The 19,169-nt window shown below is 62.1% G+C and carries 22 protein-coding genes; 16 read left to right on the forward strand and 6 right to left on the reverse strand.

The window, feature by feature from the left end:
* Nucleotides 1-15 precede the first annotated feature (15 nt).
* From ctaD to GGR30_RS10660, 14 genes are all read left to right on the forward strand, one after another.
* Nucleotides 16-1,671, forward strand: a complete 1,656-nt coding sequence (gene ctaD, locus GGR30_RS10600) for a cytochrome c oxidase subunit I (RefSeq protein WP_183486031.1) — start codon at nucleotides 16-18, stop codon at nucleotides 1,669-1,671.
* Between the two features lie 91 nt (nucleotides 1,672-1,762).
* Nucleotides 1,763-2,698 (forward strand): heme o synthase, encoded by a 936-nt coding sequence (locus GGR30_RS10605; protein WP_183486033.1) that lies wholly within the window; start codon nucleotides 1,763-1,765, stop codon nucleotides 2,696-2,698.
* A 7-nt stretch (nucleotides 2,699-2,705) separates the two neighbouring features.
* On the forward strand, nucleotides 2,706-2,840 hold the full coding sequence (locus tag GGR30_RS23565) for a hypothetical protein (RefSeq protein WP_281378119.1): 135 nt from the start codon (nucleotides 2,706-2,708) through the stop codon (nucleotides 2,838-2,840).
* Nucleotides 2,841-2,853: 13 nt separating this feature from the next.
* Complete coding sequence (locus tag GGR30_RS10610; RefSeq protein WP_183486035.1) at nucleotides 2,854-3,456, forward strand: cytochrome c oxidase assembly protein; 603 nt, start codon at nucleotides 2,854-2,856, stop codon at nucleotides 3,454-3,456.
* Nucleotides 3,457-3,552: 96 nt separating this feature from the next.
* The gene (locus GGR30_RS10615) at nucleotides 3,553-4,437 is read left to right on the forward strand and encodes a cytochrome c oxidase subunit 3 (RefSeq protein WP_183486037.1); all 885 of its coding nucleotides are present in this window, start codon (nucleotides 3,553-3,555) and stop codon (nucleotides 4,435-4,437) included.
* Between the two features lie 62 nt (nucleotides 4,438-4,499).
* Nucleotides 4,500-4,778 (forward strand): N-acetyltransferase, encoded by a 279-nt coding sequence (locus tag GGR30_RS10620; protein WP_183486271.1) that lies wholly within the window; start codon nucleotides 4,500-4,502, stop codon nucleotides 4,776-4,778.
* 36 nt (nucleotides 4,779-4,814) lie between these two features.
* Complete coding sequence (locus GGR30_RS10625; RefSeq protein ID WP_183486039.1) at nucleotides 4,815-5,207, forward strand: DUF983 domain-containing protein; 393 nt, start codon at nucleotides 4,815-4,817, stop codon at nucleotides 5,205-5,207.
* Complete coding sequence (locus tag GGR30_RS10630) at nucleotides 5,200-5,937, forward strand: SURF1 family protein (RefSeq protein ID WP_183486041.1); 738 nt, start codon at nucleotides 5,200-5,202, stop codon at nucleotides 5,935-5,937. Before GGR30_RS10625 ends, GGR30_RS10630 begins: the two co-directional genes overlap by 8 nt.
* Nucleotides 5,930-6,457: a uracil-DNA glycosylase family protein gene (locus GGR30_RS10635; RefSeq protein WP_183486043.1), complete on the forward strand. Its 528-nt coding sequence runs from the start codon at nucleotides 5,930-5,932 to the stop codon at nucleotides 6,455-6,457. Before GGR30_RS10630 ends, GGR30_RS10635 begins: the two co-directional genes overlap by 8 nt.
* 20 nt (nucleotides 6,458-6,477) lie before the next feature.
* Nucleotides 6,478-7,473 carry a 4-hydroxy-3-methylbut-2-enyl diphosphate reductase gene (gene ispH / locus GGR30_RS10640; RefSeq protein ID WP_183486273.1) on the forward strand — a complete coding sequence of 332 codons (996 nt, stop codon included), beginning with the start codon at nucleotides 6,478-6,480 and terminating at the stop codon, nucleotides 7,471-7,473.
* Between the two features lie 31 nt (nucleotides 7,474-7,504).
* On the forward strand, nucleotides 7,505-7,969 hold the full coding sequence (locus tag GGR30_RS10645; protein WP_183486045.1) for a hypothetical protein: 465 nt from the start codon (nucleotides 7,505-7,507) through the stop codon (nucleotides 7,967-7,969).
* On the forward strand, nucleotides 7,933-8,895 hold the full coding sequence (locus GGR30_RS10650) for a homoserine kinase (protein ID WP_183486047.1): 963 nt from the start codon (nucleotides 7,933-7,935) through the stop codon (nucleotides 8,893-8,895). The genes GGR30_RS10645 and GGR30_RS10650 overlap by 37 nt, the downstream gene beginning before the upstream one ends.
* 2 nt (nucleotides 8,896-8,897) lie before the next feature.
* A complete protein-coding gene (gene rnhA / locus GGR30_RS10655) occupies nucleotides 8,898-9,341 on the forward strand; it encodes a ribonuclease HI (RefSeq protein WP_183486275.1) in 444 nt (147 codons plus the stop codon).
* A 35-nt stretch (nucleotides 9,342-9,376) separates the two neighbouring features.
* A complete protein-coding gene (locus GGR30_RS10660) occupies nucleotides 9,377-9,685 on the forward strand; it encodes a Dabb family protein (protein WP_183486048.1) in 309 nt (102 codons plus the stop codon).
* Nucleotides 9,686-9,689: 4 nt separating this feature from the next.
* On the opposite strand, the gene GGR30_RS10665 is transcribed toward GGR30_RS10660, so the two are convergent.
* The 3 genes from GGR30_RS10665 to GGR30_RS10675 form a co-directional block, all read right to left on the reverse strand.
* Nucleotides 9,690-10,799 carry a hypothetical protein gene (locus GGR30_RS10665; protein ID WP_183486051.1) on the reverse strand — a complete coding sequence of 370 codons (1,110 nt, stop codon included), beginning with the start codon at nucleotides 10,797-10,799 and terminating at the stop codon, nucleotides 9,690-9,692.
* A gap of 173 nt (nucleotides 10,800-10,972) precedes the next feature.
* Complete coding sequence (locus GGR30_RS10670) at nucleotides 10,973-11,458, reverse strand: peroxiredoxin (RefSeq protein ID WP_183486053.1); 486 nt, start codon at nucleotides 11,456-11,458, stop codon at nucleotides 10,973-10,975.
* 43 nt (nucleotides 11,459-11,501) lie between these two features.
* Nucleotides 11,502-12,335, reverse strand: coding sequence for a protein-disulfide reductase DsbD domain-containing protein (locus GGR30_RS10675; protein ID WP_183486055.1), 834 nt, complete (start codon nucleotides 12,333-12,335; stop codon nucleotides 11,502-11,504).
* A 167-nt stretch (nucleotides 12,336-12,502) separates the two neighbouring features.
* Here GGR30_RS10675 and GGR30_RS10680 point away from each other — a divergent pair, with 167 nt between their 5' ends.
* Together GGR30_RS10680 and GGR30_RS10685 are read left to right on the forward strand one after the other, a co-directional pair.
* A complete protein-coding gene (locus tag GGR30_RS10680; RefSeq protein WP_425488354.1) occupies nucleotides 12,503-13,090 on the forward strand; it encodes a YqgE/AlgH family protein in 588 nt (195 codons plus the stop codon).
* A gap of 74 nt (nucleotides 13,091-13,164) precedes the next feature.
* Nucleotides 13,165-14,220, forward strand: coding sequence for a zinc-binding metallopeptidase family protein (locus GGR30_RS10685; RefSeq protein ID WP_183486059.1), 1,056 nt, complete (start codon nucleotides 13,165-13,167; stop codon nucleotides 14,218-14,220).
* Between the two features lie 57 nt (nucleotides 14,221-14,277).
* Here GGR30_RS10685 and GGR30_RS10690 read toward each other — a convergent pair whose 3' ends face one another.
* The 3 genes from GGR30_RS10690 to GGR30_RS10700 form a co-directional block, all read right to left on the reverse strand.
* Nucleotides 14,278-17,169, reverse strand: a complete 2,892-nt coding sequence (locus GGR30_RS10690) for an EAL domain-containing protein (RefSeq protein WP_183486061.1) — start codon at nucleotides 17,167-17,169, stop codon at nucleotides 14,278-14,280.
* A gap of 15 nt (nucleotides 17,170-17,184) precedes the next feature.
* Nucleotides 17,185-17,787, reverse strand: coding sequence for a GNAT family N-acetyltransferase (locus tag GGR30_RS10695; protein WP_425488355.1), 603 nt, complete (start codon nucleotides 17,785-17,787; stop codon nucleotides 17,185-17,187).
* A gap of 77 nt (nucleotides 17,788-17,864) precedes the next feature.
* Nucleotides 17,865-19,163, reverse strand: coding sequence for a M16 family metallopeptidase (locus GGR30_RS10700; protein WP_183486063.1), 1,299 nt, complete (start codon nucleotides 19,161-19,163; stop codon nucleotides 17,865-17,867).
* Nucleotides 19,164-19,169 lie beyond the last annotated feature (6 nt).

A 19,169-nucleotide genomic window follows, 5' to 3' on the forward strand; every position in this document is an offset into this window, starting at 1 on the left:
GGGAGGGAGACGATCATGGCCGAAGCAGGCACTCACACCGCTCACGACGACGACCATAAGCCCGGCTTTTTCGCCCGCTGGTTCCTGTCGACCAATCACAAGGATATCGGCACGCTCTACCTGATCTTCGCCATCTGTGCGGGCATCATCGGCGGCGCGCTCTCCGTTGCCATGCGTATGGAGCTGCAGGAGCCCGGCATCCAGATCTTCAACGGTCTGGCCTCCATGGTCTATGGCGACGCAGGCGCTGCGGCCGTCGACCAGGGCAAGCACCTCTACAACGTCTTCACCACCGCGCACGGCCTGATCATGATCTTCTTCATGGTGATGCCGGCGCTGATCGGCGGTTTCGCCAACTGGATGATCCCGATCATGATCGGCGCGCCGGACATGGCCTTTCCGCGCCTCAACAACATTTCTTTCTGGCTGATCATTCCCGCCTTCCTGCTGCTGCTTCTTTCCATGTTCGTGGAAGGGCCGGCGGGGTCCAACGGCGTTGGCGGCGGCTGGACGCTCTATCCGCCATTCTCGTCGACCGGCATGCCGGGCCCGGCGGTGGATCTGGCGATCTTCGCGCTGCATGTCGCGGGTATCTCGTCCATTCTCGGCGCGATCAACTTCATCACCACGATCCTCAACATGCGCGCGCCGGGCATGACGCTGCACAAGATGCCGCTCTTTGCCTGGTCGGTGCTGGTCACTGCCTTCCTGCTGCTCCTGTCGCTGCCGGTTCTTGCTGGCGGCATCACCATGTTGCTGACGGACCGGAACTTCGGCACGACCTTCTTCTCGCCCGATGGCGGCGGTGACCCGATCCTCTACCAGCACCTGTTCTGGTTCTTCGGTCACCCGGAAGTCTACATCCTGATCCTGCCGGCCTTCGGCATCATCAGCCACATCATCTCGACCTTCTCGAAGAAGCCGGTGTTTGGTTATCTCGGCATGGCCTATGCCATGGTCGCGATCGGCGCCGTCGGCTTCATCGTCTGGGCGCACCACATGTATACGGTGGGTCTTTCGCTCGACACGCAGCGCTACTTCGTCTTCGCCACCATGGTGATCGCGGTGCCGACGGGCGTGAAGATTTTCTCATGGATCGCGACCATGTGGGGCGGGTCGATTTCTTTCCGCGCTCCGATGGTCTGGGCGGTCGGCTTCATCTTCCTGTTCACCGTCGGCGGCGTCACCGGCGTGCAGCTTGCCAATGCCGGGCTCGACCGGTCGCTGCACGACACCTATTACGTGGTGGCCCACTTCCACTACGTTCTGTCGCTCGGCGCCGTCTTCGCGATCTTCGCCGGCTGGTATTACTGGTTCCCGAAGATCACCGGCTACATGTACAATGAGCGGGTCGCGGTCATCCATTTCTGGGTCATGTTCGTGGGCGTGAACCTCGTGTTCTTCCCGCAGCATTTCCTCGGTCTTTCGGGCATGCCGCGCCGCTATATCGACTATCCGGACGCCTTTGCCGGCTGGAACGCGGTGTCGTCCTACGGCTCCTATATTTCCGCCATCGGGGTTCTCATCTTCCTTTACGGCATCTATGAAGCCTTTGCGAAGAAGCGGGTGGCCGGCGACAATCCCTGGGGTCCGGGCGCAACCACGCTCGAATGGCAGCTTTCCTCGCCGCCGCCCTATCACCAGTGGTCGGAACTGCCGCGCGTGCGCTGAACCGCGCCGCTGAAGAGAGACAAAGGCCGCGCGCCCGCTGAACGAGCGAGGGGCGCGCGGTTTTTTCAAGAGAATTGAGACAGAGCAGAACATGACAGTTTTGGACAGCGAGACCGGCCTGGGACATGCCGATATCGGCCTTTCGGAGGCGACGGCGCGCGACTATTTCGCGCTTTTGAAGCCGCGGGTGATGTCGCTGGTGGTCTTTACCGCCTTTGCCGGGCTGTTTCTGGCGCCGGGACCGATCAACCCGGTCATGGGCGCGATCGCAATCCTGTGCATCGCCACAGGGGCGGGCGCGGCCGGCGCGCTCAACATGTGGTATGACGCCGATATCGATGCCGTCATGTCGCGCACGGCGAGGCGGCCTATCCCCGCCGGTCGCGTGGCCCGCCAGGAGGCGCTTGCCTTCGGCATCGCGCTCTCCTGCTTTTCCGTCGCCACGCTCGGGCTTGCGGTCAACTGGTTTGCCGCGGGCCTGCTGGCCTTCACCATCTTCTATTATGCCGTCTTCTACACGATGTGGCTGAAGCGTTCGACGCCACAGAACATCGTCATCGGCGGGGCCGCCGGGGCCTTTCCGCCCATGGTCGGCTGGGCCGCCGTCACCGGCAGCGTGTCGCTCGACAGCATCATCCTGTTCTCGATCACCTTCCTGTGGACGCCGCCGCATTTCTGGGCGCTGGCACTCTTCAAGATGCGCGACTACGACGATGTCGGCATTCCGATGATGCCGAATGTCGCCGGCGAGAAATCGACCAAGAACCAGATGGTGGCCTATGCCGTGCTGACGGCAATCGCCGGCGTCGCGCCCGCGCTCACCGGCCTTGCAAGCCCGGCCTATGCGGTCTTTGCCGGAGCGATGGGGGCCTATTTCATCTACGCCTCGCTGAAGGTGCGGGCGATGCCCGAGGGCGACGAGCGCATGGTGCCGGCACGGAAGATGTTCGGCTTCTCCATCCTCTATCTGTTTTCGATCTTCGCGGCGCTGATCGCCGACCGCGCCATCTTCATGTTGTTCGGGTGAGGGCGTCATGATCGAGACCGTCAAGCTCACCGACAAGCAGAAGAAGGCCCGGCGCGGGCGCAACGTGGCGCTCGGCGTGGTGCTCTTCGGCCTCGTCGTGCTGTTCTACGTCATCACCATGGTCAAGTTCGGATCGGTCTGAGGAGGCGGCACGCATGACGGAGGAGACGGGACAGAGAAAACCGCGCAACAACGGCGCGATCGTCGCCATGTGCCTTGTCTTCGTGATCGGCATGACCGGCATGAGCTTTGCCGCCGTGCCGCTCTACCGCATCTTCTGCCAGGTGACCGGCTATAACGGGACCGCCCAGCGCGTCGAGCAATATTCCAACACCATTCTCGACAAGACCATCAAGGTGACCTTCGACGCCAATGTCGCCCCCGGCCTCGACTGGGAGTTCAAGCCGATGCAGAAATCGGTCTCGCCGAAGATCGGCGAGACGGTGCAGGTCATGTTTGAGGCGCGCAACAAGTCGAGCGAGCCGATCAACGGCCAGGCGATCTTCAACGTGACGCCACTGCAGGCCGGCGCCTATTTCAACAAGGTCGAGTGCTTCTGCTTTACCGATACGACGCTGCCGCCCGGCGAAACGCTCGAGATGCCGGTGGTCTTCTTCGTGGATCCTGCCATCACGGAAGCCGAGGAGACGAAGGACATCAAGGTCCTGACGCTGTCCTACACATTTTTCGAGCACGACTTGCCTGCCGGGGCAGAAGCCGCGGCACTGGAGGTGAAGGCTGCTGGCAGCAAAGGCTGAGCCGGTCGCCTGAATTGCGGATTGTCATCCGCGGGGATTGATTAAAGCAGCAAATTCGGCCCTTATGCTGCGAGGGAGAGGAAACGGGGACCATCCATGGCGGAAACGCAACACAAAAACCACGACTACCACATCATCGACCCGAGCCCGTGGCCGCTGGTCGCCTCGATCGGCGTGTTCCTGATGGCCTTCGGCGGCGTCGGCTACATGCGCTATCTGAGCGGCGGCACGTTTTCGATGTTCGGCCTTAACCTGGCGCAGCCCTGGCTGTTCCTGATCGGTCTGGTCGTCGTTCTCTACGTGCTTCACGGCTGGTGGTCGGACACGATCAAGGAGGGGCAGGAGGGCCATCACACGCCGGTGGTGTCGCTGCATCTTCGCTACGGCATGATCATGTTCATCGCCTCGGAGGTGATGTTCTTCGTTGCCTGGTTCTGGGCCTTCTTCGACGCAAGCCTGTTTACCGGGGAGGCGATCCAGGCAGCGCGCGTCGAGGCGACGGGCGGCACCTGGCCGCCGGAAGGCATTGCCGTTGTCGATCCGTGGCACTTTCCGCTCTACAACACCGTCATCCTGCTGCTTTCGGGCACGACGCTGACCTGGGCGCATCACGCGCTCCTGCACGGCGACCGCAAGGGCATGATTCAGGGGCTGTCGCTGACGATCGCGCTCGGCATACTGTTCTCCGCCGTTCAGGCCTACGAATATTACGAGGCGCCGTTTGCCTTCAAGGATTCCATTTATGGCGCGACCTTCTTCATGGCGACCGGCTTCCACGGTTTCCACGTCATCGTCGGCACGATCTTCCTGATTGTCTGTCTGGTGCGCGCATCGCGCGGTGCGTTCACGCCGGAGAAACATTTCGGGTTTGAGGCGGCGGCCTGGTACTGGCACTTCGTCGATGTCGTCTGGCTGTTCCTGTTCTTCACGATCTATATCTGGGGCGGCTGGGGCGCACCGCTTGCCGAAACCGGACATTGATCCTAAATTCACGGTCGCCGCGTCAGAAGATGCGGCGGCCGCAGTTTTCGTGAGGCACCGTCATCGATATCCATGAAGAAAAGGCCGCTTCGGGCGGACGCTATTTCACCAATGTGGATGGCCATGAGGCCGAGATGACCTATTCGCGGGCATCCGCAAATCTCGTCATCATCGATCACACCGGCGTGCCCGATGCGCTGCGCGGCAAGGGCGTCGGCCAGGCGCTGGCCGAACATGCCGTTTTGGCCGCGCGCGAGGGAGGGTGGAAGATCGTTCCCCTTTGCCCCTTCTTCAAGGCGCTCAGCATTCGCCAGAGGGAATGGCAGGACGTCATTCAGTAAGAGGCGCCGCGCAGTCTGCCTGGCGGCGAGCAATTCATGCCAGACGAGCATCACAGCAAGCAATCCGTCGGTCTGATCGTGCCGGGGCTCGCCGGGCGCTGCCCGCGCTGCGGCAAGGGCAAACTGTTTGACGGTTTTCTGGCGCTGAAGCCGGAATGTGAGAATTGCGGGCTCGACTATGCCTTTGCCGATTCCGGCGACGGACCGGCCGTCTTCGTCATGTTCGCCGTCGGCTTTCTCGTGATCGCGCTGGTGCTGTGGACCGAGATCACCTATTCGCCGCCGCTCTGGGTGCATGCGCTCATCTGGGTGCCGGTGACGATCGCGCTGTCGCTCGGCGCGCTCAGGGCCTTCAAGGGCGTGTTGATCGGCCTGCAATATCGCCACAGCGCCGCGGAAGGCGTGATCGATCGCTCCGACGATGCCTGAGCGCCGCCTTTCTCCGCTCAGCGTCATCGGCCTCGGTCTGGCGCTCGTCGCCTTCATCTGCCTCATCCTCCTCGGCAACTGGCAGGTTCGCCGGCTCCACTGGAAGGAAGGCCTTCTGGCGACGATCGAGGCGCGCCTTGCCGCACCGCCGGTCTCGCTTGCCGAAATCGAGACGATGGCGACAGAGGGCGCGGATATCCGTTACCGGCCGGTGACGGTTACCGGCACTTTCGAACACGACCGCGAGCGGCACTATTTCGCGACCTTCGAGGGCCTGTCCGGCTATTACGTCTATACGCCGCTCAAGCTTGAGGACGGCCGGATCGTTTTCGTCAATCGCGGCTTCGTGCCCTTCGACAGGAAGGATGCCGCAACGCGCGCCCAAGGGCAGGTGGAGGGGCCTGTCACCATAACCGGCCTTTCGCGCGAGCGCCTGCCGGAAAAGCCGTCCTTTCTCGTTCCCGAAAACGATCTGTCGAAGAACATCTTCTACTGGAAGGACCTTGATGCCATGGCGGCTTCCGCCGGGCTTGGCGCGGAGACCGTGCTGCCCTTCTTCATCGATGCCGGCGACGCGGAAAATCCGGGCGGCCTGCCGGTCGGCGGGGTTACCCGCATTTCCTTCCCCAACAACCACCTGCAATACGCCATCACGTGGTACGGGCTGGCGGCGGTGCTTGCCATCGGGGTCTGCGTGTTGGCGATCAGAAGGCGCCGCAACCGTGATTGACCTTCTGGCGCCGGAGCTGAAGATCGTTTTCTGCGGAACCGCGAAGGGCACGATCTCGGCCCGCACCGGTTCCTTTTACGCCAACCCGTCAAACCGCTTCTATCGCACCCTGCACGAGACGGGTCTGACGCCCGAGCGGATCGACCCGGCAGAGTTCCGCCGGCTCCTCGATTACGGCATCGGGCTGACGGACCTCAACCAGGTCGAAAGTGGCATGGACCGGGTACTGAACGAGAAGCATTTCGACCTTCAGGGCTTCCGCGAAAAGATGCTGCATTTCCGGCCGAGGCTGATCGCCTTCACCAGCCTGACGGCCGCCCGCATATTCTTTGCCGACAGGACGATCCGCTGCGGGCTTCAGGACAGAGCCATCGGCGATATACCCGTCGTCGCCCTGCCGTCCACATCCGGCGCCAACGCGCATTGGACAAGGGACCGTGATCATTGGTATCAGTTGCGGGCGTTGATTTGCCGCGCCGAAAACCCATCTTGGGGCGAAGAGCAAAAGGCGACGGAATGACAGATACGAAAGAGCCCGACATGACCAAGTGCCCTCTCACCATCCGTCTGTGCGGGCCGCGCGGCTTTTGCGCGGGCGTTGACCGGGCAATCCAGATCGTGGTGCTGGCGCTGAAACGCTACGGCGCGCCGGTCTATGTACGCCACGAGATCGTTCATAATCGCTATGTGGTCGAGGGGCTGGAGGCCATGGGCGCGATCTTCGTCGAGGAACTCGACGAGATCCCGACCGAGCACCGCGAGCAACCGGTGGTTTTTTCCGCCCATGGCGTGCCGAAATCCGTGCCGGCGGATGCCGAAAGCCGCAATCTCTTCTATCTCGACGCCACTTGCCCGCTGGTCTCCAAGGTGCACAAGCAGGCCATGCGCCACGAACGGCTCGGCCGCCACGTGGTGCTGATCGGCCATGCCGGCCATCCGGAAGTGATCGGCACGATGGGGCAGTTGCCCGAAGGCGCGGTATCGCTGGTTGAGACGGTGGAAGACGCGGAAAATTACGTGCCCGTCGACCCGGACAATCTCGGCTACGTCACCCAGACCACACTTTCGGTGCAGGATACGGCGGCAGTGATTGCCAAGCTTCAGGAGCGTTTTCCGAACCTGACCGCGCCGTCAGCCGATTCGATCTGCTATGCAACCACCAACCGGCAGGAGGCGGTCTCTGCCGCTGCGCCCGGCTGTGATCTCTTCATCATCGTCGGCGCGCCGAATTCTTCGAATTCCCGGCGTCTGGTCGAGGTCGCCAGCCGTGCCGGCGCCAGGAACGCCATACTCGTCCAGCGTGCCTCGGAGCTTGATTTCGACACGATCGGAGATATCGGGACACTCGGCATTTCCGCGGGTGCTTCCGCGCCGGAAGTGGTCGTCAACGAAATCATCGAGGCCTTCCGCGACCGTTTCGACGCCACGGTCGAACTTGCCGAAACGGCGATCGAAAACGAGCATTTCCTCGTTAACCGGGAGCTTCGGGACGTCGAGCTGACGGTCGAGGACATGGCCTTCGTGAACGGGCGGTAGGCGCGCAGAGCACTCACTAGGGAGGGCAGGGATGTACGGTGTTCTTCTCGCGCTCCAGATGCTCGCTTATGCGATTGCAACGGTTGCTCTCATGATTTTCGTCATCGGTGTTGTGACCTGGAGAGTGAACCCGCCGATTGATCTTGTCCGGCTTCTCACCAGGCATCCATCCGACACTGCCGACGATTTCAAGCTGTTCTGGTATATACGTCTTCATGGCGGGCGATACCGGATAGAGCGCGGCATGGTGCGCTGGGGGCTTGCCGTTGCGGTGATCGGCGCTTCCTGTGTCTATCTCATCGGCGATATCGCGATCTGGCAGACCTGCCGCGCGCGCGAGGATGTCGGAGCGTGCTGGAAAGAATATTGGGGCTCGCAGTTCTTCATCGACACGCGTTTGCTTGACAGCGGCGCGGCCATCGTGAAAACCAGCAGCAGATTTTCCATCGGGGATTTGCATTGGCCGTCTATACCGACATCAACGAGGTCGAGCTGAAGGACTTCCTTCAGGCCTACGACGCCGGAACGCTCCTGTCCTTCAAGGGCATTGCCGAGGGCGTCGAGAACTCGAACTTCCTGCTTCACACCGACCGGTTTCCGCTGATCCTGACGCTTTACGAAAAGCGGGTCGATGAAAACGACCTGCCCTTCTACCTCGGGCTGATGCAGCACCTGGCCGAGCGGGGCATTTCCTGCCCGCTGCCGTTGCCGCGCTCCGATGGCGCGCTCTACGGTGAACTCTGCGGCAGGCCCGCCGCGCTGATCTCGTTTCTGGAAGGCATGTGGCTTCGAAAGTCCGAGGCGAAACACTGCCGCGAACTGGGTGCGGCGCTTGCCCGCATGCACATCGCCGGCCATGACTTTGATATCCGGCGCGAGAACGCTTTGTCGCTGAAGGGCTGGGTCGATCTGTGGGACAAGTCCGCCGCGCGCGCCGACGAGGTTCAGCCGGGCCTTGAAAACGAGATTACCGACGAGCTGGCGCTGCTTGAGGACCGCTGGCCGGTGGACCTGCCGGAAGGTGTCATTCATGCCGACCTCTTTCCCGACAATGTGTTCTTCATCGGCGACGAACTTTCGGGGCTGATCGATTTCTATTTCGCCTGCAATGATTTCCTCGCCTATGATCTGGCGATCTGCCTCAATGCCTGGTGTTTCGAAAAGGACGGCGCCTTTAACGTCACCAAGGCGCGGGCGCTGATCGAGGGCTATCAGAGCGTGCGCCCGCTGAATGCCGCCGAGATCGAGGCGCTGCCGCTTCTGGCGCGCGGCTCGGCGCTGCGTTTCTTCCTGACGAGGCTTTACGACTGGCTGACGACGCCGGAGGGCGCGCTGGTGGTCAAGAAGGACCCGCTGGAATATCTGCGCTATCTGCGCTTCCATCGCTCGGTGAAAAGCGCCGGCGAATACGGGCTGTCATGAGCATGAAGCAGGTCGAGATCTTCACCGACGGGGCCTGTTCCGGCAATCCCGGGCCCGGCGGCTGGGGCGCCGTGCTGCGCTACGGGGACAAGGAGCGCGAGCTTTCGGGCGGCGAGGCGCTTACCACCAACAACCGCATGGAGCTGATGGCGGCGATCGAAGCGCTGAAGGCGCTGAAACAGCCTTGCGCGGTGTCGCTTTATACCGATAGCGTCTATCTGAAGGACGGGATCGGAAAATGGATCCATGGCTGGAAGAAGAACGGCTGGAAAACGGCTGCGAAGAAGCCTGTCAAGAATGCCGAACTCTGGCAAGCGCTCGAGACCGAGCGCAATCGCCATGAGGTTACGCTTTTCTGGGTGAAGGGCCATGCCGGCCACGAGGAAAACGAACGCGCGGACGAACTGGCGCGTCAGGGGATGGAACCATATAAGAAAGGCCGGTAATGGCGCGGGCGCCCTTGCCGCCATGGAGGATGTTCATGATCTTGCATTGTGTTTTCATACGGTTTCGACAGGAGGTCACTGCCTCCGAGAAGGAAGCGATCTATGCCGGCATCGCCGCGCTCAAGGGCATCATCGACGGCATCGTCGATGTGAAGGCGGGGCCGAATGTTTCGCCGGAAGGGCTCGACAGCGGCTACGGAGACGGTTTCGCCGTTACCTTCGAGAACGCCGCGGCGCGCGATGCCTATCTCGACCATCCAGATCACAAGGCCGTCGGTGAGAAGATTGTGGCGGCTGCAGCAGGCGGCATGTCGGGTCTTCTCGTCTTCGACATGAAGGTTTGAGACATCACGCGACGAGGCGCACGATCAGTCTTCCCGCAGGCAAGAGCGCGATCCGCCACGACAGCCTGAGCAGGCGAAAGCCGAAATAGGCCGCACCCGCAAGCCAGACGGCAAAAGAGGCCGTCCAGCTTGCCGCGCTGAGCAAAAGCCCTCCAAGGGTGATGGCGCCGGATCCAAGAAGAAGCAGGACAGCGCGGAAGCGCTTGCCGACCCGCGCGGAAAGCTTGCCGAGCTTGCCGAGGTCGGCGGGCGTGTCGGCTACCTTCAGCATGTCCGTTCCGGCCCTGAGACCCTGCTTGGTCATCACTGTGCCAACATTGGCCGCGGCGTCCTGCATGCGCATCAGCGGTTTGGCATTGAGCGAAGAGGAAAGAGCGCGGCTTGCGGCCGGCACATTGCCGCGCTTGAGCATGGGCACGGCCGTGCGCAGGGCGGGCGCGTTGACGGCCTGGCGCGAGAGGCGGGTGAAGGAGCGTCTCAGCGGCGCCGTCAGCGCACCGGTCTTGCCTGCCGCCTTCAGCGCGCTGGTGCCCACTTTGGCGGCCGTCGCCGATCCCGCCGAGAGGATCACGGCTCCGGTAATCGCCAGACCTGCGACCGATATCCCGAGGATGAAAGGGTCGTATTCCTCGCCGGAGAGATAGGCGTCGCCCTCGATGATGATGTCGCGCACGTCGCCGACCGTCGTCAGGTCGGTGGCAACCGCGCCGATCAGGCCTGCCGTGCTGTCGGGACGGCCGGTCAGAGCCCCCTCGAACAGTTGCGAGAGCCGGTTGCCGAGGCTGTTTTCGTTGGAGACGGCGACTTCGATACGATCGCGCAGCGCGCCGTCTACGGGAATGTCGCGGTTGTCGGCGAGCGCCATGACGCTTGCTGCAAGGTCCGGGTCATCGTCCGCAAGCGCCTCCAACATCGCCACTTCGTATTGCGCCGGCGCCAGCCGGTCCAGCCGGTAGTCGGTGATCGCCACCGGGTCGTTGCGCTCTGCGAGCAGCCGAACGGCATCAATGCCGTTCGGCACGACAAAAGGCGTCGTCACGACAAGGGCCGCAACGAGGACCGCCGTGCCGATCCCGCGAACCGATTTCCGTGCTCCAAGCCTCATCGCAGCCATTTCCGTTTGCTGCATTCTAGATCAGCTCTCTCAAAGATTGAAACAAATAAATCATTGCAATCTCGGCTGGCCGGAAGCGGGCGCCCGGGCCGTCAGCCAGGCGCGGGCGTGCCTTTTTGGGTGTCTGGATGTGCGGGCGGGCCGGAGGAAAACCTGCGGCCCGGCCAAAACGATCAGAGCTGGCCGAGAATGGTTGCGGCGGCCGAAACCGTGGCCTCGCCGGAATTGTCCTCGACGTTCAGCTCTTCGACGACGCCGTCCTTGACCAGCATGGAATAGCGCTTGGAGCGGGTGCCCAGCCCGCCGCCCGAAAGGTCGAGCTCCATGCCCAGAGCCTTTGCGAACGCGCCGTCGGGGTCGGCGAGATAACGGATCTTGCCTTCGCCGCCCGTTGCCTTGGCCCAGCCGCCCATGACGAATGGATCGTTGACGGCGACGACAGCGATCTCGTCGACGCCGCGCGAGAGGATGGCGTCCCGGTTTTCCAGATAGGTGGGCAGATGGTTGATCGAGCAGGTGGGCGTGAAGGCGCCCGGCACGGCAAACAGCACCACCCGCTTCGACTTGAAGAATTCATCGCTTGCGACTTTCTCCGGCCCGTTTTCCGTCAGTTCCATGAAGGTCGCGGAAGGCAGGGTGTCTCCCTTGGCAATCGGCATCTTGAAATCCTCTTTGCGTTTGTTGAAAAGGCGTAATGAGGACTTAGGGTCGCATGCGGGCGATGACAAGCGGTGTTTCCATGGTGCGATCGCCGGATTTCGCCAGTAACAGCCAGTCTCCGTGTTCCGGATCGGCATCCTGCGGCAGGGCGGACAGGGGAATGTCGATAACGTAATGCCCGTCCGCAAGCCGCCCGGCAGGCGCTTCGACAATATAGCCGCTGCTGTTGGCGAGAGTGATCTCGCGTGCGGCATCCACATCGGGAAGGGTGAGCGAAATCCGGATGAAGTCGGGGCCCACAAACGCATCATCAACCTGGAAATCCGCCGAGGGCTTTTCGGGAAGGCTCGCGCGGGCGACGGCCAGAATGGCTCTTTCGACGGGCGTTTCCTCAAAGGCCTTTTCTTCGGGGGCAATTTCGAAACTTGCCTGGAAGGGGATGCAGATATCCTTGCAGAGCCCGATGAAGGCCGAGACTGTGAGGGCCGGAAGAGTGCCGGGTTCAGCCTTCAGCTCCAGCGGAAAGGTCACCGGGCCGTCATAGCCCATGTCGGTTGCCGCCGCGATCTTCAGCCTCTTCGGCACGGGGTATTCAATTGCCTGAAATCGGACGCCGTCCGTCCCGGTGACGTCGATCTGCGGAGGTATGCCGCTTTCACCAGGCTCGCGCCAATAGGTGATGAAGCCCGGATCCGGCTCGACCTGCAGAGCGGCCCTGATCGTGCCGTCGCTTGCCGGCGGCGTGACGATGACGCGCATGCGTCCGCCCATGTCCTCCGCCCACGGCGTTGCGGCCGCTTGCGCGTGGATCGCCGAAGCGCAGGAGAGAAGGCCCAGAATAGCGGCGGCAGAAATTTGATAAATCCAGCGTTGCATTCGGTCTATTTAGCGCAGGCGCCCATCCGCCGCCACGCACGTCTTTGTCTTTTCGGACAAATTGATTTGAACATTGCGTGACCTTGCCCCATGTTGCTCCTATGCCTACGATGAACTTCGAAAGCGGCGCGAACACTTTGCTGGAGGCCGACTTGTTTGACAACCTGATGACAGGGCGCGAGCGGGGCCCATTCGACGGCCAGTTCCTGATCGCCATGCCGCAACTTGCGGAAAGCGATTTTGAACGCAGCGTGATCTATATCTGCGCCCATTCCGAAGATGGCGCGATGGGTTTCGTCATCAATCGCGCCCAGTCCGTGACCTTTCCCGAAGTGCTGGAACAGCTCAAGCTGGTCGGCGAGGGCATGCCGGATCTTTCCGCGCCGGGGATCGGAGATTTCCCCGTTCTGTGCGGAGGACCTGTGGAGCCCGGCCGCGGCTTCGTGCTCCATTCCGACGACTATGCCGGCGACGGCAGCATTCCGATCACCGACGAGTTGTTCATGACCGGCACGCTGGACGTGCTGCGTTCGGTTGCCGCCGGCAAAGGGCCCGACAAGGCAATTCTGGTGCTCGGCTATGCCGGTTGGGCGCCCGGACAGCTCGAAGGCGAGATCGCCAACAACGACTGGCTCACCTGTCCGGCGATCGAGGATCTGCTGTTCGACCGCGATCTCGACAGCAAATATGAGCGCGCGCTGTTCTCCATGGGCGTGCGTCCGTCCTCTCTCTCCTCCAATGTCGGGCATGCCTGAAACAAATCGGCGGCATTTCCGTTTACCGGACGCTGTCGGCCGCTGATGAGCGCGGTCGCGACTGTGAGGTTCTCATGAAGATATTTGAATGCGACCATTGCCGCCAAGCCATCTATTTCGACAACGAGGTCTGCGTCGCCTGTGGGCATCGGTTGGGTTTCGATCCTGATACGATTGCCATGTATGCCCTGAAGCCGGTGGATGCGGTCAACTGGCACAAGGCCGACGAAACCGGGCGGCAGTTCCGCTTCTGCGACAACGCCCAGTTCAACGTCTGCAACTGGCTGCTGCCGGAAGGCAGCGACGAGCCCTTCTGCCCGTCCTGCCGGCACAACAACCTTATCCCGGACACGAGCACCGAAATCGGCCTTGCCCGTTTCGGCAGGATCGTGGCGGCTGAGCGCCATCTCTTCTATTCGCTGCTGCGCTGGGATGTCGACACGCCGACGCGCGCCGAGGATCCCGATTGCGGGCTGGTCTTCGATTTTCTCGAGGATAGGCTCGATCCGAGCGGCAATCTTCAGCCGGCGATGACCGGGCATGAAAACGGCCTGATTTCCCTGCGCGTTGCCGAGGCCGACGACGTCACGCGCGAGATTGCGCGCCAGCAGATGAACGAGCCCTACCGGACCCTGCTCGGCCATTTCCGCCACGAGGTCGGCCATTATGTCTGGGATCGGTTGGTGCGGGATGGCGGCAGGCTTGAGGAATTCCGCGCGCTTTTCGGAGACGAGCGACTGGATTACCAGGCAGCGTTGCAGATTCATTATGAAAACGGGCCGCCGGCCGGTTGGCCGGACAATTACGTCAGCGCCTATGCCTCGACGCACCCCTGGGAGGACTTTGCCGAAAGCTTCGCCCATGCGCTGCATATCGTCGATACGCTGGAAACCGCTCGCGCCTTCGGGCTGATGCTGGACGATGCCAGCCTGGAACCGCTCGGCGACCCTTACAAATGCGCAAGCGGAAAGCGATTGGCCGATGCCTGGGTGCCGCTGACCATCGCGATGAACGCCATCCACAAATCGATGGGCCAGAAGGATTTCTATCCCTTCGTGCTGACGCTCGAGATCATCCGCAAGCTCGATTTCGTCTTCGCCCTGCTGATCCGGCAGATGAGCGAGGACTGAGGCATTGCGCCCGGTCGGCTGCCGCGCTGCAGCTCAGGACCGGCCGCCCGATGTTTTTCAAGCCTCGGCGGCGGCGACTTCCTTGAGCAGGCGAAGCGCTGTCGGGGCTGCGACAGAAGCGCCGTAGAGCGGGCCGCTGGCATAGGTGCAGCCGGCATCTCCAAGCGCCTGCGCGTCAACCTCGATTGCGACATCCGTGACGCCGACGGAGGTGCCGAGCCTCGAGGCCAGTTCGGTGAAGGCCTTGACCACATCCGTCTGTGTCTCGCCATTCTGCTTGAAAACGGCATTGTCGACATAGGTCGCGTCGAAGCGGAAACCCTTGAGCAGTGTCAGCGAGCCGTGACCGTTGCCGAAGCCGGACAGCGTCACGCCCGCGCCGATCGTGCGCAGGTACTGGAGCGCGAGCTTGGCCTGTTCGGGCGCTTTCTGGACGACATCCTCGGGAATGGAGAAGACCACCTGGCGCGGCGCGTTTTCCGATTGGCGCACCAGGCTCTCCAGTTCGATCAGTGTGCTGGTTCTCAGCATCTCAGTGCAGTTGAGTTCGATCGACACGAAAGGGCGGACCTTAGGCAAGGTCTGCTGCCAGGCGGAGAGATCTTCCAGGGCCTGGCGAACGGTATAGAGCACCAGTTCCGCTGAACGCTCCGCCTCGCGGCTGATCTCGAAGATCTCCCCAGTCGAAATCTCGCCGCGCTGGGGATGTTTCCAGCTCAATACGCAGGCGAATCCGGCCACCCTGTGGTTTTCCAGGCGCATGACCGGGCGGTAGAACACCGACATTTCCTTGCGGTCGATGGCGCGCCCGAGATCGGCCTCGACGCGTTTGCGTTCGTCATCAAGCATGCGCAATGCGGGTCGGTAGGTCTCTACCTTGTTGCCGCCCATGCGCTTGGCGCGCAGCATGGCAAGCCGTGCATCCTCCAGGAAAACTTCTGCCGATTCGGGCGCGTCATGCCAGGAAGCGATTCCGATGGAAGCCCTCAGAGCGATCTCGCGGTTCTCGAACGTAATCGGCACATCGATTGCGGCCACCAGCGCATCGGCGAATTCCGCGACGGCATCGGGTTCGGTCTCCGATTGCAGCACGATGGCGAAACTGTTGCCCGAAAGTCTGGTCAGCGTGTCCTCGGGTTTCAGCAGCCGCTGGATCCGGCGCGTGAGCGCGATCAGGATGTTGTCGCCGGCAGCAAAGCCGAGCGTTTCGTTGATGTCGCTGAACCGGTCGATGTCGGCGACGATCAGCGTCGGCCGCATGTCCGGCATGGTCTTCGACATGGCGATCAGATAGCTCAGCCGGTCGATCAGGATGGTATGGCTGGGCAGCCCCGTGAGATTGTCCACGACGGCATCCTGCAACAGGCGCTGGGTGCTGACCTTCTGGTCGGTCTGGTCTGTCAGCGTACCGACGCAACGGATCACCTCGCCGTCGGTGGAAAGCACCGGCCGCGCGCGGATCAGCATCCAGTGGTAATGCCCGTCATTGGCGCGGATGCGGAATTCGAGCTTCAGCCTGCCGCGCCGCCATTCGAGAAACAGGTCGAGCGTGGAGCGGAACCGGTCGCGATCTCCCGGGTGCAGATATTGCAGCCATGAGCGGGCAGGACCGTTGAGCGTGCCGGGAGAGAGGCCGAGCTTGGGCGCGAAATCCGGTTCGGTGACGATCCGGTCACGTCCCACATCCCAGTCCCAGACGGTTGCTTCCGTACCGAGAAGGGCAAGCGCCTGACGCTCAAGATCGGAAAACAGCCCGGGCTGATAGGCGCCGCCGGCGAAGGAATGCTGAATGACGGTAAATCCGAGCAGCAGCACGATCAGCACAAGCCCACCGTCAAGCGCGGGCTGGACGATGTCATTGTCCACGCGCCCGGTCACCGTCATCCAGGCGGCAAAGAGCCAGGCAACGATCAGCGCCCAGGCCGGCATCAGCAGGATCGCGCGGTCATAACGGCGAAGGCTGAGATAGACCATCAGCACGATGCCGGCGAGGACCGTCGCGGCAAAGGAGATGCGCGCAATACCGGCTGCTGCGGAAGGATCAAACAGAGCCAGGCCGAAAAGCGCCATGAGCAGCACGCCCCAGGCCGCGGCGGCATAGCCGAGCTGGGCGTGCCAGCGGGCCAGGTTCAGATAGGTGAACAGGAAGACCACCAGGCTGAAGGCAATCGCCACATCGGCGCTTGCCCGCCAGATGCGCAGATCGCCGGGTGAGAGCGGGATAAGCTGATTGAGGAAGCTGAAATCGATCGCAACGTATAGCAGCACCGACCAGGCCAGCATCGCCGTCGCTGGCAGAACGGACGTCCCCTTCACCACGAAAAGGATGCTCAGGAAAACGGCCAGCAGGCCGGCAATGCCAAGCACCACGCCGTGGTAAAGTGTGAAGGCGTTTTCCGTATCCTTGTAGGCTTCCGGCTGCCAGAGATAGAGCTGAGGCAGTTCGGCGGTGTCGAGTTCCGCCACGAAGGTGATGACCGCGCCGGGATTGAGCGTAATCGAGAACACATCGGCATCGTCGCTTGTCACCCGGTTGAGCGCGAAACCTTCCGACGGCGTGATCGCCGCGATCCGCGCCGATCCGAGGTCCGGCCAGAACATGCCGGAGCCGGGCAGGCGGAAATGCGGGGCGACGATCAGGCGCTCAAGCTGTTCGTCGGAGATGTTTGCGAGCGAGAAGACCGCCCAGTCGCCCGAATGTCCGGCATTGCCGGAGCGCACCTCGATGCGACGCCTGATGCCGTTGGCATCGGGAACCGTGGAGATCTGCAGCACACTGCCTTCATTGGGGTAGAGGTCGACATGATTGGTCAGGTCGATCGCGATATCGCCGCGCGAAACCTCGACCGGCTCAAGCGCCAGGGCCGGGATGGCCTGGGACAGGACAACCATGGCCAGGACAAGAATGGCAAGGGCGTGTCGGCCGATCCGGCTGAGGTTTGGAGGCATGCGCATCTTCGCTCTTCAATTCCCTTTGGCTTCGTGATCATCTTTCAGCAGGGCATAAAGGTGATGATCCTGCCACTGGCCGTTGATGCGAAGGTATTTTTGCAAATGCCCCTCCTTGGTGAAGCCTGCCTTTTGCAGCAGCGAAGCACTGCGGTTGTTTGAGGGGATACAGGCGGCCTCGATGCGGTGCAACCTCAACTCTTGAAAGATATAGGGAATTACAAGCTGAAGTGCGGCAAACATATGGCCTTTGCCGGCATGGGGCTCGCCCATCCAGTAGCCCAGCATGCACATTTGAGCGACGCCGCGCCGGATCAGTCCGATGGTGATTCCGCCGGCAAGCGTGTTTGTCTCCTTCAGGAAAATAAAGAGCTGGATACTGCTGCCCTCATCGAACTCGCTGTTGAGACGGGCAATGCGTCTGCGGAAGAGACGCTCGGTCAAGTCGTCGACGTTCCAGAGCGGTTCCCACGGCTGCAGGAAAGACCGGCTGCGCATGCGCAGTTGCCGCCAGTCATGATAGTCGGAAGCGCGCGGAAGGCGCAGCAGGTGCGTTTCGGACTGAATGGCGAATCGGCGTCGCCGCAATGTTCTAGGCGCGGCAAACAAGGCGAACAACTGACTGTCTCCGCTCAACTGGCCTGCCGCCGCCGCACATCAGAACGATACCGCGTTCATCGCTCGCCATCCCGTTTTCAGACACCAGCGCCCGCTGCCTTCTTTTCCTCGAAGGAGAGGCTGTCCACGATCTCCTCGAGGGGCGCGAGCTGCTCGATCGGACCGACCGCGGAAAGCGTCGGGCGGGCATTGTAGAAGGCGCGACCGGCAAGATCTGTCAGCCGCTTGGGCGTGATGTTCTCGATCCGCATCATCATTTCCTCGTTCGGGATCGGCCGGCCCCAGAGCATGACCTGGCGGGCGATCTGTCCGGCGCGCGCGGCGGCACTCTCCTGGCCCATCAGAAGCTGGGCGCGGATCTGCGCCCGGGCACGCTCGATTTCGGTGGGATCGACTTTCTCGGCGGCCTGGCGCAATTCGTTGATGATGACGGGGACGAGTTCGGGAAGCTGGTCGCCGCCGGTCGCCGCGTGTACGGCAAACACGCCGGAATCCGAAAAACCCCAGTGAAAGGCGTAGACGGAGTAGCAAAGGCCCCTGATCTCGCGCACTTCCTGGAAGAGGCGCGAGGACATGCCGCCGCCAAGCACATTCGCCAGGATCTGCGAGCAGTAGAAGTCCTGGGCATGATAGGCCGGGCCCTCGAAGCCGAGGATGACCTGCGCATCGGAAAGCGTGCGCATCTCGCGCGCCTCGCCGCCGGTATAGTTGGCGGGCTCGACGAGCGGCGGCGTCTCCGGTTTCTGCGGCAGGGCTGCGAAGCGGTCGGCGACCAGCCGCACGAAGGCGTCGTGGTCGACCGCGCCGGTTGCCACGATATAGATTCGGTCGGTGGTATAGTTTCGGGCAAGGTAGCGGCGGATATCGTCGGGGTTGAAGCCCATCACCGTTTCCGCCGTGCCGAGGATCGGCCTGCCGATCATCTGGTCGCGATAGGCGGCGCCGGCGAAATTGTCGAAGACGACGTCATCGGGAATGTCGCTCGCCGCGCCGATCTCCTGCATGATGACGTTCTTCTCGCGCGCGAGTTCTTCCTCGTCGAAGGCGGAGTTGGTGAGGATATCGGCGAGGATATCGACTGCCAGCGGCAGATGGTCCTTCAGGACGCGCGCATAATAAGAGGTCGTCTCCGTCGAGGTCGCGGCATTCACCTCGCCGCCGACATTCTCGATCTCCTCGGCGATCTGGCGCGCGGTCCTGCGCTTGGTGCCCTTGAACGCCATGTGTTCGAGAAGATGGGCGATGCCGTGTTCATTCTGAAGTTCGTTGCGCGAGCCCGACTTGATCCAGGTTCCGATCGCCACGCTTTCGATATGGGGCATGTTCTGTGTTACGACGGTCAGCCCGGACGGCAGTCGGGTGTACTCTACTGTCATGCGATC

The sequence above is a fragment of the Martelella radicis genome, assembly GCF_014196625.1.
GTDB lineage: Bacteria > Pseudomonadota > Alphaproteobacteria > Rhizobiales > Rhizobiaceae > Martelella > Martelella radicis.